Origin of the sequence: Methylohalobius crimeensis 10Ki, from assembly GCF_000421465.1 — a bacterium.
In the GTDB taxonomy this organism is placed as follows: Bacteria; Pseudomonadota; Gammaproteobacteria; order Methylococcales; family Methylothermaceae; genus Methylohalobius; species Methylohalobius crimeensis.
This window is the reverse complement of the sequence record NZ_ATXB01000001.1, coordinates 782,652-796,604: the sequence shown is the minus strand read 5'-3', so window position 1 is coordinate 796,604 and position 13,953 is coordinate 782,652. Positions and strand designations below refer to the sequence as shown.

The 13,953-nt window shown below is 59.3% G+C and carries 11 protein-coding genes; 5 read left to right on the top strand and 6 right to left on the bottom strand.

Annotated elements, in window-relative coordinates; all coding sequences use genetic code 11:
• Window positions 1-57 precede the first annotated feature (57 nt).
• The 3 genes from H035_RS0104205 (at window position 58) to H035_RS0104195 (ending at window position 2,300) form a co-directional block, all read left to right on the top strand.
• Window positions 58-1,065: a ribose-phosphate diphosphokinase gene (locus H035_RS0104205; RefSeq protein ID WP_022947750.1), complete on the top strand. Its 1,008-nt coding sequence runs from the start codon at window positions 58-60 to the stop codon at window positions 1,063-1,065.
• 66 nt (window positions 1,066-1,131) lie between these two features.
• Window positions 1,132-1,803 carry a ribose-5-phosphate isomerase RpiA gene (gene rpiA, locus H035_RS0104200; protein WP_022947749.1) on the top strand — a complete coding sequence of 224 codons (672 nt, stop codon included), beginning with the start codon at window positions 1,132-1,134 and terminating at the stop codon, window positions 1,801-1,803.
• A gap of 26 nt (window positions 1,804-1,829) precedes the next feature.
• A complete protein-coding gene (locus H035_RS0104195; RefSeq protein ID WP_022947748.1) occupies window positions 1,830-2,300 on the top strand; it encodes a peroxiredoxin in 471 nt (156 codons plus the stop codon).
• A gap of 6 nt (window positions 2,301-2,306) precedes the next feature.
• On the opposite strand, the gene H035_RS0104190 is transcribed toward H035_RS0104195, so the two are convergent.
• From H035_RS0104190 to H035_RS0104170, 6 genes are all read right to left on the bottom strand, one after another.
• Window positions 2,307-3,311: a phosphotransferase gene (locus H035_RS0104190; RefSeq protein WP_022947747.1), complete on the bottom strand. Its 1,005-nt coding sequence runs from the start codon at window positions 3,309-3,311 to the stop codon at window positions 2,307-2,309.
• Window positions 3,295-3,768, bottom strand: a complete 474-nt coding sequence (locus tag H035_RS18105; RefSeq protein ID WP_022947746.1) for a bis(5'-nucleosyl)-tetraphosphatase — start codon at window positions 3,766-3,768, stop codon at window positions 3,295-3,297. Before H035_RS18105 ends, H035_RS0104190 begins: the two co-directional genes overlap by 17 nt.
• A gap of 103 nt (window positions 3,769-3,871) precedes the next feature.
• Window positions 3,872-5,509 carry a DEAD/DEAH box helicase gene (locus H035_RS18100; protein ID WP_022947745.1) on the bottom strand — a complete coding sequence of 546 codons (1,638 nt, stop codon included), beginning with the start codon at window positions 5,507-5,509 and terminating at the stop codon, window positions 3,872-3,874.
• A gap of 296 nt (window positions 5,510-5,805) precedes the next feature.
• Window positions 5,806-6,273, bottom strand: a complete 468-nt coding sequence (locus tag H035_RS22850; protein WP_051149738.1) for a sigma-70 family RNA polymerase sigma factor — start codon at window positions 6,271-6,273, stop codon at window positions 5,806-5,808.
• Window positions 6,257-6,796: a sigma-70 family RNA polymerase sigma factor gene (locus tag H035_RS22845; protein ID WP_321162843.1), complete on the bottom strand. Its 540-nt coding sequence runs from the start codon at window positions 6,794-6,796 to the stop codon at window positions 6,257-6,259. Before H035_RS22845 ends, H035_RS22850 begins: the two co-directional genes overlap by 17 nt.
• 49 nt (window positions 6,797-6,845) lie before the next feature.
• Window positions 6,846-7,316: a murein hydrolase activator EnvC family protein gene (locus H035_RS0104170; RefSeq protein WP_235044536.1), complete on the bottom strand. Its 471-nt coding sequence runs from the start codon at window positions 7,314-7,316 to the stop codon at window positions 6,846-6,848.
• Window positions 7,317-7,744: 428 nt separating this feature from the next.
• Here H035_RS0104170 and gltB point away from each other — a divergent pair, with 428 nt between their 5' ends.
• Window positions 7,745-12,379: a glutamate synthase large subunit gene (gene gltB / locus H035_RS0104165; protein ID WP_022947743.1), complete on the top strand. Its 4,635-nt coding sequence runs from the start codon at window positions 7,745-7,747 to the stop codon at window positions 12,377-12,379.
• A gap of 87 nt (window positions 12,380-12,466) precedes the next feature.
• Window positions 12,467-13,909 carry a glutamate synthase subunit beta gene (locus H035_RS0104160; protein ID WP_022947742.1) on the top strand — a complete coding sequence of 481 codons (1,443 nt, stop codon included), beginning with the start codon at window positions 12,467-12,469 and terminating at the stop codon, window positions 13,907-13,909.
• Window positions 13,910-13,953: the final 44 nt, after the last annotated feature.

The following is a 13,953-nucleotide window of genomic DNA, read 5'->3' as shown; positions in this document are numbered from 1 at the left end:
GCTCCGGCACGGCGAATCGACGACAATGGAATTTTCTCACCCCCAGGAGTCGCCGCCATGACCCAACCGCTCCTGTTCGCCCTCCAAGCCTCCCGCGAATACGGCGCCCGGGTCGCGGCCCATTTGGGCATCGATTTGGGAGCGCACGAAGAACGCGCCTTCGAGGACGGCGAGTTCAAAATCCGTCCCCTGCAAAGCGTGCGCGGACGCCATGTGTTCGTCTTGGCATCCCTGTATTCGGACCCCGATCTGAGCGTCAACGATAAGCTGCTGCGTCTGTTAATGTTCACCGGCGCCCTGCGCGACGCCTCCGCCCGGGAAATCAGCCTGATCCTTCCCTATCTGGCCTATGCCCGCAAGGATCGCCGCACCAAATCCCGCGATCCCCTCAGTCTCCGCTATCTGGCCGAAATGATCGAGGCGGTGGGAGCCAACCGAGTGGTGTGCCTCGAAGTCCACAACCCCGCGGCCTACGAGAACGCTTTCCGCCGGGTCGCCGAACACTTGAAGGCGACCTCGGTGTTTTTGCGCCACCTGATTCCCGAACTTCGCTCCGAGCCGGTCGCCGTGGTATCCCCCGACGCCGGCGGTTACAAGCGCGCCCAGGACTTTCGCGAGCAACTGGCCCGGGCCTTGGACAGGGAAGCGAGCGAGGTGGAACTGGCCTTCGTGGAAAAAAAGCGCAGCGCCGGCGAATTGACCCACGGCCGGCTGGTGGGCTCGGTCACCGAAGGCACGGTGATCATCATCGACGATCTGATCGTCACCGGCCGTACCCTCGTCCACGCGGCCCGCGCCTGCAAGGCGCAAGGCGCGAGCCGGGTGTTGGCGCTGGCCACCCACGGCGTGTTCCACCCCTCGGCCGACCAGATTCTAGCCGATCCAGCCTTGGATCGAATCGTGGTAACCGACACGGTACCACCATGGCGCATCCAGGGCGATCAAGTCAAAAATAAACTTACCGTCCTTTCCGCCACCGATTTAACCGCTCAAGCGATTGAAGCCATGCATACCCACGGATCGCTGACCCAGTTGATGGAAGGAATTGTCGAAAGCGATACGTAAATTGCATTGACGCCCACCATTTCCTTAGTATGATACTCAACTATAAAGACCCAGAAGGACGCTCATATGAACGATAAACAACGGGTCGCCCACCACGCCGCCACGCAAATCCGGGACGGCATGATCGTCGGCCTGGGTACCGGCTCCACCGCCGACTGCTTCATCGAAGCCTTGGCCCGACGCCACCGCGAGGAAAACCTTCGCGTCACCACCGTGGCAAGTTCCCTGATCAGCACCGTCAAAGCGCGGAATGCGGGACTTCCTCTGGTCGGACTGGAACAACTGACGCGACTGGACGTATACGTGGACGGAGCCGACGAAGTCGCCCCGGACCTGACTTTACTCAAAGGCCGCGGCCAGGATCTGGTCCGGGAAAAAATCCTGGCCCGCGCCGCCGATCTATTCTGGGTCCTGGTGGACCCGTCCAAACAGGTGGACCGAATCGGTGAACGTTTCCCCATCCCGGTGGAAGTGATGCCGTTTGCCTGGCAACTGGTCCGAACCGGACTCGAAGCGGCCGGCGCCCATCCCGAACTGCGCCTTAAGGACGCCGGGGCGGCGGTGACCTCCGCCGGCGGCGTGGTACTCGACACCCGTTTCGATGAAAAACTGCCCCCCACCGCCGTCGACCGCCTGTTGAACGATCTTCCCGGTGTGCTCGAGCATGGCATCTTCCGCGAATTGGCAAGCACCGTATTCATCGCCGCCGACGGCCGGATCGAAGAACGCCGGCCCTGATTCAATTAACCAGAGAGGAGAAAACCATGTTATCAGCGAATCAACCCGCCCCCGACTTCAGCGTTTCCAATCAAAACGAAGAAACCGTCAGTCTCGACGATTTTCGCGGTCAAAAAAATGTGGTGTTGTATTTCTACCCCAAAGACGACACTCCCGGCTGTACCATTGAAGCCAACGAGTTCACCCAATTGGCCGATGAGTTTGCCCGCTACGACACCGCGGTGGTAGGCGTCAGCAAGGACCCGTGCGATATGCATCGAGCCTTTATCACCAAATATGGACTGAAGGTGGATTTATTGGCCGATACCGACGGCAGCTTGTGCGAGCGTTACGGCGTTTGGCAAGAAAAAGAAAAAGCCGGCGTCAAGAAGATGGGGATCGTCCGCTCCACCTTCCTCATCGACAAGAACGGCACGATCGTGGACGCCGAATACGGCGTCAACCCCGAAGGGCACGCCGCGGCGGTATTGGAAAAAGTCAAAAAAATGGCCGCCTGACGATACTCATCGCCTCGGACAATACCCCGCCGCCAGTTGCAGATAGCGCCCCGCCCGTCGTTGCCAGCGGGACCATTTGGACGGCGGGGCCTCCCGGGTCCGGGCAAGCAGTAACCGTGCCCTCAAGGTCGCCCGGTAAGCCATGTAAAAACCCCTCACCGCAGGCGGCACATCGTCTTTGCAATACCGTCCAAAATCCTCCAGGAACCAATCTCCCACCTGCCCATACCCCATATAATCGCATTCCATTGCCAGATAGGCGGTCTCATCGGCGCAATCCAAAAGCCGCAACTCCCGGCTGAATTCGAGGCAGTCGATGATCTTCGGCCACGCCGATTCGAAGCACACGTGAGCCGGTTTGAGATCCCCGTGCCCTTCCACAATTCGACCTCCGGCCACGCGATCGTCGAACCAATTCGCCCAGCGTTCCAGAAAGACCAGTTGGGCCTCGCACATGGCGTTTTCATTCATGCCCGGCAAAGCATGGCGCAGCGTTTCCAACTCGCGGCAATTGAGCAGAATCGCCTCGCAGTAGCGACGCCGATAGGCCTCACCGTCGAGTTGCGCCGGACGGACGCGATAAAAATCGGTCAAGCATTCCGCCAAGGCCTGCAGATGACGCCGCTCCAAACAGCCGTTCTTGAGCAGGGTGTCCAGCATCCGTTCTCGAGGCAAACGCCGCATCCAGACCAGAAAATCCAGGATTTCCCCGTGTCCGCCCAAGATCGGCCTGCCGTTGACGCCCTTGGTCAGAGGGAGAATGTCCAGATAGACGTCCGGGGCTAGGCGGCGATTGAGATGCAACTCCTGACGGCAATAGAATTCGCGCGCCTCAAGGGTACTGAAATCCAGATAGGGATAACGGACCGGCTTTTTCAGCTTATAGACATAGCGGTCGGTCAAAAACACCCATGCCATGTGGGTTTGGATCACTTCCACCCGGCCAGGATGATCCGGATAGCTCTCGGGGCGGGATAAAAAGGCCAGCTTGACCTTAAGAGCCGCGTCCACGAGAGCCCTCCATCGCGGTGGCGACGATCATCTCATGGGCCCAATCGAGAACGGCCCGGACTCTCGGGACCAGGAGAGCGCGGGCCTGGGCGTAAGTCAACCAACGGAATTCATGGTGCTCGGGACGGCCCAACTCGGGGTTGACCGGAAGATATACCTTGTCATGCGGGGATGCCGCCACATAATAACGGGCAACTTTCCCGCGCCCGTAGGAAGGCGTCTGATAGTATGCCTCCCCCCAATCGAACGCCAGATCCGCCAGGCCGGTTTCTTCCTTCACTTCCCGGATCGCGGCCTGTAGCGGCGTCTCACCGGGTTCGACCAATCCCTTGGGAAAATCCCAATAACGATACGCCCGCAAAAGCAGATATTGAGGGGTGTGATCCTTAAATCTCACCACAGCTACGCCGGCGGCAAGATGTGGGGGGCGGTCGGTGTCGATTTGATTCCGGCTCATGCCGCCTATGATGGCGTGCTAGACGCCGCTTGCCAAGTTCTATTCCGCAGAACAAAAAGCCTTCCCGAAGGAAGGCTTTGGTTACCGTTCAGCGGCGTGCTTTCTAGTTGCGCTGCCCACCGGCCCGGGAAATATTGAGCTGTTTGCCCGCCACCCAGGTCTTTTTCAGCATTTGGAAAACTTCCCGCGGCATGCCCTCGGGCAAATCCACCGTGCTGAAATCCTCCTGAATACTGATTTTGCCGATAAAACGGCTCTCCAGGCCGGCTTCATTGGCGATCGCCCCCATGATGTTGCCGGGCTTGACCCCATGCCGGCGGCCCACTTCGATCCGGTAGCTGGTCATCCCGATATCCGACCGGCGGGACTTGCGCTTCAAGGTCACCCGCTTGTTGGAAACTTTCTCCACAGCCGGCAATTCCTCCTTCACCAGCAGGGATTCTCCTTCCTGGAGCAAAGTCGCCAGCGCGGCGGCAATATCGATTGCCGGTACCTCGCGCTCCTTCTGATACTGCACCAACAGATCCCGGTAAAAGCGCACGTCTTGATTCGCCAAAATGTCGGTGATGCGCTGCTGGAACCGGACCACCCGCTGTTGATTGATGGTTTCCGTGGTGGGAAGGTCCATCGCTTGGATCTTTTGTCGCGTGGCCCGCTCGATCGCCACCAACTGGCGCTTTTCCCGCGGCGTCACGAACAGAATCGCCTCGCCCATGCGACCGGCGCGACCGGTGCGGCCGATGCGATGCACGTAGGATTCGGTATCGAGCGGCACGTCGTAGTTGATCACGTGAGTGATGCGTTGCACATCCAAGCCGCGCGCCGCCACATCGGTAGCCACCAGAATATCGAGCCGGCCGTTTTTCAGCTGCTCCACGGTCCGCTGACGCTGATTCTGGGGGATGTCGCCGTTCAACGGGGCGGAGGTGAAGCCGCGGGCGGCCAGTTTTTCCGCCAATTCCACCGTCTGGGTCTTGGTACGCACGAACAAGATGGTGGCGTCGAAATCTTCCACCTCCAGAACGCGGGTCAATGCTTCCAACTTGACATGCGGATTAAGAAGACAGTAGCGCTGACGGATGGTTTCGGCGGTGGTGGTCTTCACCCGGATCTTGATCTCCTCCGGATCGCGCAGATGACGTTGGGCGATCTTGCGGATAGGGCTCGGCATGGTGGCGGAGAATAAGGCCACCTGACGCTCGACCGGCGTCTGCTCGAGAATCCAGTCCACGTCGTCGACGAACCCCATGCGCAGCATTTCGTCGGCTTCATCCAAAACCAGGGTTTTCAAACCCTCCAGGTTCAAGGTACCGCGACGCATATGGTCCATGACCCGCCCCGGCGTTCCGACCACCACATGCACGCCGCGTTTCAAGGCTCGGATTTGGCGCCCGTATTCCTGCCCGCCGTAAATCGGCAGGATGTGGAGGCCATCCATGCCGGCGGCATAGGTTTGAAAGGCTTCGGCAACTTGCAGCGCCAACTCCCGGGTCGGTGTGAGCACCAACACCTGGGGATGGCTTTGATGGAGGTCGAGACGAGTCAGGAGCGGCAAGGCGAACGCCGCGGTTTTGCCGGTTCCGGTTTGGGCCTGAGCAATCACGTCCCGGCCGGCCGCCACATGGGGTATGGTAGCCGCTTGGATCGGCGTGGGAGATTCATAACCCACAGCTTCCAGTGCGCTCAGCACCGGTTTGGACAAATTGAGATCGCGAAAACTTAGCGTGTTTGTATCAGACATGGAAAAATTACCTTAGGTCTATAGACGGACAAGCAGCTCGATGCAACTACGCCGCTTGTGTCTTTAAAGGCGCCAAGGCATCGGAAACCACTGCAAAATGATCAAACCGGCAGGTCTATGGTGGGACAGGCTCGGAAGGAACGATAAATAATACCATTTTTGACATAAAAAAGCCCGCCTGAATTTAGGCGGGCTCCTCCCATGCCGTGAACTCATCGATTGGAGCCCAAGGCCACCGGTCGGCATACCTGGCATTTCAATTTCCTAACGGCGAAAGAAACCGCCCTTTGACTTCCTCAATGGAAAATCGCCTCTACGGAAAAACCTTCATCTTTCAGCATCTCGCGCAGCTTTTTGACCGCTTCCATTTGGATTTGGCGAACCCGCTCGCGGGTGACCTCCATCTCGCGCGCCACTTGCTCCAAGGTGGACACTTCATAACCCCAGAGGCCGTAGCGCCGCAATAACACCTCGCGATGCTTGTCCGGTAGGTGCCCCAGCCAACGCCCCACATGCGCTCTGATCGCATCGTTTTGAATTTGCTCTTCCGGTCCGTCCACCGCCTCGTCGGTCATCGCGTCCACGAGCGGCTTATCCGACTCTTTGCCGTAGGCCACGTCCACCGAACTGGTCCGTTCGTTCAGCTTGAGCATGCGTTCCACGTCCTTGACCGGTTTATCCAGATATTCGGCGATATCCTCGGGACTGGGATCGCGATTCAATTTCTGCGCCAATTGGCGCATCGCCTTAAGGCAGACGTTCATTATGAATGGGCAAGCGGATAGTCCGGGTTTGACTCATCAACGCCCGCTCGATGGTTTGACGAATCCACCAGGTGGCGTAGGTGGAAAAGCGGAATCCTCGCTCGGGATCGAATTTCTCCACCGCCCGAATCAAACCCAAATTGCCCTCCTCGATCAAATCCAAAAGCGGCAAACCCCGATTCAAATAACGGCGCGCAATTTTGACCACGAGGCGCAAATTGCTCTCGATCATGCGCTTTCGCGCCGCTTCATTGCCTCTGCGGGCTAATGCGCCATAATATTTTTCCTCTTGGGCAGACAACAATTCGGATCGACTCAATTCATTCAGATAAAATTGGGTTGCGTCGAACTGGATCGAAGGCTCGACTGAAATCTGCTCTTCGGAAAAATCGCCCTCTTCCCACTCGGGAAGCTGGCCATTAGTAGGATGCGCCTCCGCATCCCCGGCTTGCATGCCTTCCACCGCCCAAATGGGGTGTCCTGCTGATTTCTCCGATTTGTCGTTGTCCAGCAACTCTGCCATTTCAACCATCTTCAAGGTCATATCCCCATACCCCCTCAGTCAAGATCAGTCAGCGTTTCGGCAAATACCACAGCGGATTGACCGGATCTCCCCGCCTGCGGATTTCGAAATGCAGCACGGACCGATTCCCTGCGGCGTTACCGACTTCCGCGATCACCTGCCCGCCTCGTACCTTCTGCCCTTCCTGAACCAAAAGCCGGCGATTATTGCCGTAAGCCGATAAATATGTTTCCCCGTGCTTAATGATCACCAGGTTGCCGTAACCGACCAAACCGCTGCCGCTATAGACCACTTTGCCTGAAGCGGCAGCCTGAACCGATCGATCCTTCGAAGCGGCGATGTCGATTCCCTTGCTGCCGGTCTGGGCAAAATTCCTGGCAATCGTTCCTTTTAACGGCCAGCGCCAACGGACCTTTAATTTTTTTTCAGTTTTTTTCGGAGACGGCGAAGAAACGGGTTTTTTCTTGACGGGAGCAGGCCGGGAAACCTTTCTAGGCGCCGGGGGTATGAGGCGCAACATCTGTCCCGGATAGATGGTGTAAGGCGGGGAAATGTCGTTCCAGCGGGCTACGACTTTGAAATCCCGTCCGCTGCGACGGGCGATGGAATATAATGTATCTCCCTTATGAACACGGTAAAATCGAGTATGAATGGGGGGGCGGTCCGGCCGTTTTGGGGGGCCGCTGCAAGCCACCAAAAAAACCAGCGTTAATAGACCGGAACCGACTGCCCATCGGCTTCCGAGGAAATAGCGGCGGACTCGGCGGAAAAATCCGAAACCGCGCGACTCAACCCTACCAATCTTGCAAATCTTACCCAAGTCTCCTATTCTTTAACGCTTTTCTGTGGATAGACGGGGCCAGGTGTATCGGCCGAATCAACACTGCAACCCGAGTGCCGGTCCCCTTGTAACATGGCCCTTTATAGCTTATCCAAACGAGGTCGAATATGAATCATAGCGGATTGCCACGCAAGCAGGGTTTGTACGATCCCCGCAATGAACACGACGCCTGCGGTGTCGGTTTCGTCGCCGACATCCAGGGCCGCAAAAGCCACACCATTGTCGAGCACGGCCTGGAGATCGTCACCAATTTAACTCACCGTGGTGCCGTGGGAGCCGACCCTCTGGCGGGTGACGGCGCCGGCATCTTAATTCAAATGCCGGATCGATTCCTGCGTGAGGAATGCGCCGGGCTCGGCATTTCCCTGCCCAAAGAAGGGTATTACGGCGTCGGCATGGTGTTTCTGCCGCAAGGGGAAGCGAACCGTCGCCAGTGCGTCCAAATCCTGGAACAATTCATCGCCGCCGAAGGCCAGACTGTTCTCGGATGGCGGGACGTACCCACCGATAACAGCGGCATCGGCGACTCGGTCAAAAAAGTCGAACCGGTCGTATGCCAAGTGTTCGTGGGCCGCGGAGACAATTGTCCGGACCAGGCCGCCTTCGAGCGCAAATTGTTTGTCATCCGCAAGCAAGTGGAAAACCACGTCCGCACCCAAGGCGTGGAAGATCCGGCCATCTTTTACGTTCCTTCCCTATCGTCGCGCATCATCGCCTACAAGGGGATGCTGCTCGCCGCGCAGGTGGGCGACTACTATCCCGAATTGCGCGACGAGCGCATGGTCTCGGCCCTGGCCTTGGTTCACCAACGCTTTTCCACCAACACCTTCCCTTCTTGGGAACTGGCCCAACCGTTCCGGATGATCGCCCATAACGGCGAAATCAACACCCTCCGCGGCAACATGAATTGGATGGCCGCCCGTCGCCACGCGATGCAATCGGACTTCTTGGGAGAAGATCTGGACAAGCTTTGGCCCCTGATCGCCGAAGGCCAGTCGGATTCGGCATGCTTCGACAATGCGCTGGAATTGCTGGTGGCCGGGGGATATCCCCTCGCCCATGCGATGATGCTGCTGATTCCCGAGGCTTGGGCGGGCAATCCGCTCATGGACGACAAGCGGCGCGCCTTCTACGAATATCACGCCGCCCTGATGGAACCGTGGGATGGGCCGGCGGCCATCGCTTTCACCGACGGTCGCCAAATCGGCGCCACCCTGGACCGCAATGGCCTGCGTCCGGCGCGTTATCTCATCACCGACGACGGGATGATGATGATGGCCTCGGAAATGGGCGTTCTCCAGGTTCCGGAAGAAAAAATCATCAAAAAATGGCGCCTGCAACCGGGCAAAATGCTTCTGCTCGACTTGGAAGAAGGCCGCATCATCGACGACGCCGAGCTGAAGACGGAACTGGCCGACCAAGCGCCATACCAGCAATGGCTCGACCGAACCCAGATTCAGCTGGAAAATCTCTCGCCGGAAGTGCCCCCCATGGGCCCGGACCAAGACACCTTGCGCGAACGGATGCAGGCTTTCGGCTATACCCTGGAGGACTTGAAAGTCTTCCTGCAACCCATGACTACCAGCGGCCAGGATCCGGTCGGATCCATGGGCAACGACGCCTCTTTGGCGGTCCTGTCCCAGCGTCCGCGCCTCCTCTACGAGTATTTCAAGCAGGCTTTCGCCCAGGTTACCAACCCCGCCATCGACCCCATTCGCGAAGAATTGGTCATGTCGCTGGTAACCTTGATCGGCCCGCGTCCCAATCTATTGGGTCTGAACGAGGGCGGGGAACACATGCGGCTGGAGGCATATCAACCGATCCTTACCAATGCCGATCTGGAAAAGATACGCTACATTGAACCCCGCACCCACGGCGCGTTCCGTACCCACACTTTGAGTTTCTGCTACCCGCTCGCCGAAGGCGCGGACGGGATGCCCCAAGCATTGGAGGAACTTTGCCGGCAAGCGGAACAGGCGGTGCTCGAGGGCAACAACATTCTGATTCTCTCCGACCGCGCGGTGGACGCCGCGCATCTGCCCATTCCGGCACTGCTGGCCACGTCCGCGGTCCATCACCACCTGATCGACAAGGGGCTGCGCACCGAAACCGGCCTCGTGGTGGAAACCGGCGAAGCACGCGAAGTGCACCACTTCTGTGTCCTGGCCGGCTACGGCGCCGAAGCCATCAATCCCTATCTGGCATTCGACGCCATTTCCCACTTGCGCTTCTCCCTTCCCGAGCCCATCAGCGAGGAAGAAGCTCAGAAGCGCTACTGCAAGGCGGTCGCCAAGGGGATTCTCAAGGTGATGTCGAAAATGGGCATTTCCACCTATCAATCCTATTGCGGCGCGCAAATCTTCAACTCCCTGGGGCTCAATCAGGATTTCCTCGATCGCTACTTCGCCGGCACCACCAGCACCGTCGAAGGCGCCGGCATGGAGGAAATCGCCCAGGAGGCCCTGCAACGCCATCAACGCGCTTTCGGAGATTCGTTGGAACTGCGCGAATCGCTGGATGTGGGTGGAGAATTCGCCTACCGCCTGCGCGGTGAAACCCATGCCTGGACGCCCGATACCATCGCCAAGTTGCAACACGCCACCCGCAGCAACAATCAGGCGACCTACGACGAATACAGCCGGCTGATCAACGAACAGAATGAGCGTCTTTACACCCTGCGGGGTCTGATGCGCTTCAACTTCGATCGGGATCCGGTGCCCTTGGAGGAAGTGGAGCACGCCGGCGAAATCGTCAAGCGCTTCGCCACCGGCGCCATGTCGTTCGGTTCCATCTCCTGGGAGGCCCATACCACCCTCGCCGTGGCAATGAACCGGATCGGCGGCAAATCCAATACCGGCGAGGGTGGCGAGTTGCCGGAGCGCTTCAAACCGCTGCCCAGCGGCGATTCCATGCGCTCGGCCATCAAGCAGGTCGCCTCGGGCCGGTTCGGCGTCACCACCGAGTATCTGACCAATGCCGACGACATCCAGATCAAGGTCGCCCAGGGAGCCAAGCCCGGCGAAGGCGGTCAGCTGCCCGGCCACAAAGTGGATCAGATCATCGCCAAGGTGCGTCACTCCACCCCGGGGGTCGGCCTGATCTCGCCCCCGCCGCACCACGATATTTATTCCATCGAGGATCTGAAGCAGCTGATCTACGATCTCAAGTGCGTCAATCCCAAGGCCCGGATCAGTGTCAAGCTGGTTTCCGAAGTAGGCGTGGGCACGGTCGCCGCGGGGGTCTCCAAGGCCCACGCCGACCACGTCACCATCGCCGGCTACGATGGCGGAACCGGCGCTTCGCCCTTGACCTCCATCAAACACGCCGGCCTCCCCTGGGAAATCGGCCTGGCCGAAACCCATCAAACCCTGGTGCTCAACAAGCTGCGCGACCGTATTTGCGTGCAGGTGGACGGCGGTTTGAGGACCGGCCGGGACGTGGTGATCGGAGCCCTGCTGGGCGCGGACGAATTCGGATTCGCCACCGCTCCCCTCATCGTGGAGGGCTGCATCATGATGCGCAAGTGCCATCTCAATACCTGTCCGGTGGGGGTCGCGACCCAGGATCCGGTGCTGCGGAAAAAGTTCGCCGGCAAACCCGAATACGTGGTCAATTTCTTCTTCTTCGTCGCCGAGGAAATCCGCCGGATCATGGCCCAGTTGGGCTACCGCAGCTTCAATGAAATGATCGGCCAGTCCGATCGGCTGGATATGAGCGAAGCGATCGATCATTGGAAAGCCAAGGGATTGAACTTCGCCAAAGTCCTGGCCAAACCCGAAGCCGGACCGGGCGTGGCGGTCTACAACCGCACTTCCCCGCCCCACGAGATCGACCAATCGCTGGATCACAAGCTCATCGCCGCCGCCCGGCCGGCTCTCGAGGAACAAAAGCCGGTGCAAATCGATATGCCGGTGCGCAACACCCATCGTTCCGTGGGCGCCATACTCTCGGGCGAAGTGGCCAAACGCTACGGCCACGAAGGATTGGCGGACGACACCATCCACATCAAGCTCAAGGGAACGGCGGGCCAGAGCTTCGGCGCCTGGCTGGCGAAAGGCGTCACCCTGGAACTGGACGGCGAAGGCAACGACTACGTCGGCAAGGGCCTATCCGGCGGCCGCATTATCATCTATCCGCCCACCGAAACCCCGATCGTGGCGGAGGAGAACATCATCGTGGGCAACACCGTTCTCTACGGCGCCATCAGCGGTGAGTGCTTCTTCCGCGGGGTCGCGGGCGAACGCTTCGCGGTGCGCAACTCCGGCGCCGTCGCCGTCGTCGAGGGCGTCGGCGACCACGGCTGCGAATACATGACCGGCGGGATCGTGGCGGTGCTGGGCGAGACGGGCCGCAACTTCGCCGCCGGCATGTCGGGCGGAATCGCCTATGTCCTGGACGAGCGCGGCGACTTCGAAAAGCGCTGCAACCAGGCCATGGTGGAACTGGAGCCGGTATTGGCCGAGGACGAAGCCCTGGAAACGCTGGAGCACCAAGGCGGGGATTTGGAAACCCACGGCTGGGTCAACGTCGCCCACGACATGACCCGCTTCGACGAGCAGCGACTCCGCGCGCTGATCCAAACCCATCTGCACTATACCGACAGTCAGCGTGCCCGGCAGATCCTGGAGCATTGGTCCGACTACCGGAGCAAGTTCGTCAAGGTGATGCCGGTCGACTACCGGCGGGCACTCCAAAAGCTGCAGCAACAAAAGCAAAGTTCACAGATGCGGATGACCGCCTGATCGACGCTTTTTGATCCGGACCCGGTGATTTTCCGGGTCCGCCCCATTCCGGAATCAACAGATATTTAGGATCGAAGAGGTAACTCCATGGGTAAACCCACCGGTTTCCTGGAAATTCAGCGCCGCGATCGCGGTTACGCCCCGGTGGCCGACCGGGTCCAACATTTCCACGAATTTTCCATCCCCCTGCAAACCGATGAGCTGTCCGAACAGGGTGCGCGCTGCATGGACTGCGGCATTCCCTATTGCCATAGCGGCTGCCCGGTGAACAACCTGATCCCCGACTGGAACGATCTGGTGTATCGGGACAAATGGCACGAAGCCATCCAGCAGCTCCATCGCACTAATAACTTTCCCGAGTTCACCGGCCGCGTCTGTCCCGCGCCCTGCGAGGCGGCTTGCACCTTGAATCTGGAAGACGACCCGGTCACCATCAAAACCATTGAATGCAGCATCGTGGACCGCGCCTGGGAGGAAGGCTGGATCCAGCCCGAGATTCCCGAGGCTCGCACCGGCAAGCAAGTCGCCGTGGTTGGTTCGGGGCCGGCGGGTCTGGCCTGCGCCCAACAACTGGCGCGGGCGGGGCATCGCGTGGTCGTGTACGAAAAGAACGATCGGATCGGAGGACTGCTGCGTTACGGCATCCCCGACTTTAAAATGGAAAAACGACACATCGACCGGCGCATGGCCCAAATGCGCGCCGAAGGCGTCGTGTTCCGCCCCAATACGCACGTGGGCGTGGATGTTTCCATCCAATCGCTGCAGGAGCAATACGACGCCCTGGTCCTGGCCGGCGGTTCCGAAAAACCGCGGGATCTGGACATTCCCGGACGGGAGCTGAAAGGGGTTCACTTCGCCATGGACTTTCTGCCCCAGCAGAATCGGCGCGTGGCGGGCGACGAAATCCCCCACAAGAAAGCGCTTTTTGCCACTGGCAAGCGAATCATGGTCATCGGCGGCGGCGATACCGGTTCCGACTGTATCGGCACCTCCATCCGTCAAGGCGCGGTTTCCGTCACCCAGTTGGAAATTCTCCCCGAACCGCCGGAAAAGGAAAACAAGCTCCTCACCTGGCCCTACTGGCCCAACAAATTGCGCACTTCATCCTCCCATGAGGAAGGCTGCGAGCGTCTGTTCAGCGTCAGCACCAAGTCCTTTGAAGGTAAGGACGGTCAGGTGACCAAAGTACATTGCGTCAAAATCGAATGGCACCAGAACGAAGAAGGCCGTTGGCAAATGGAGGAGGTGCCGGGCAGCGAGTTCACCCTCGACGCCGATTTGGTGCTTTTGGCCATGGGCTTCGTCCATCCCGTTCACGAAGGGATGCTGGAAGAATTGGGAGCCGAACTGGATCCGCGCGGCAACGTCAAGGCCGATACCGACAACTACCGCACATCCATCGACAAGGTATTCACCGCGGGCGACATGCGCCGGGGGCAATCCCTCGTCGTATGGGCGATCCGGGAAGGCCGGCAGGCCGCGCGGGCGGTGGACGAGTACCTGATGGGACGCACCGAACTTCCGCTGTAAGTCCATTTAAGCATCCCACCCACTGAGAGAACGCGGGGCAGGAT

What these genes read in the sequence shown, in the direction of transcription:
- H035_RS0104205 (WP_022947750.1), top strand. Translation starts at nt 58, where the DNA reads ATGACCCAACCGCTCCTGTTCGCCCTCCAAGCCTCCCGCGAATACGGC.
- rpiA (WP_022947749.1), top strand. Translation starts at nt 1,132, where the DNA reads ATGAACGATAAACAACGGGTCGCCCACCACGCCGCCACGCAAATCCGG.
- H035_RS0104195 (WP_022947748.1), top strand. Translation starts at nt 1,830, where the DNA reads ATGTTATCAGCGAATCAACCCGCCCCCGACTTCAGCGTTTCCAATCAA.
- H035_RS18105 (WP_022947746.1), bottom strand. Translation starts at nt 3,768, where the DNA reads ATGAGCCGGAATCAAATCGACACCGACCGCCCCCCACATCTTGCCGCC.
- H035_RS18100 (WP_022947745.1), bottom strand. Translation starts at nt 5,509, where the DNA reads ATGTCTGATACAAACACGCTAAGTTTTCGCGATCTCAATTTGTCCAAA.
- H035_RS22850 (WP_051149738.1), bottom strand. Translation starts at nt 6,273, where the DNA reads ATGAACGTCTGCCTTAAGGCGATGCGCCAATTGGCGCAGAAATTGAAT.
- H035_RS22845 (WP_321162843.1), bottom strand. Translation starts at nt 6,796, where the DNA reads ATGGCAGAGTTGCTGGACAACGACAAATCGGAGAAATCAGCAGGACAC.
- H035_RS0104170 (WP_235044536.1), bottom strand. Translation starts at nt 7,316, where the DNA reads ATGTTGCGCCTCATACCCCCGGCGCCTAGAAAGGTTTCCCGGCCTGCT.
- gltB (WP_022947743.1), top strand. Translation starts at nt 7,745, where the DNA reads ATGAATCATAGCGGATTGCCACGCAAGCAGGGTTTGTACGATCCCCGC.
- H035_RS0104160 (WP_022947742.1), top strand. Translation starts at nt 12,467, where the DNA reads ATGGGTAAACCCACCGGTTTCCTGGAAATTCAGCGCCGCGATCGCGGT.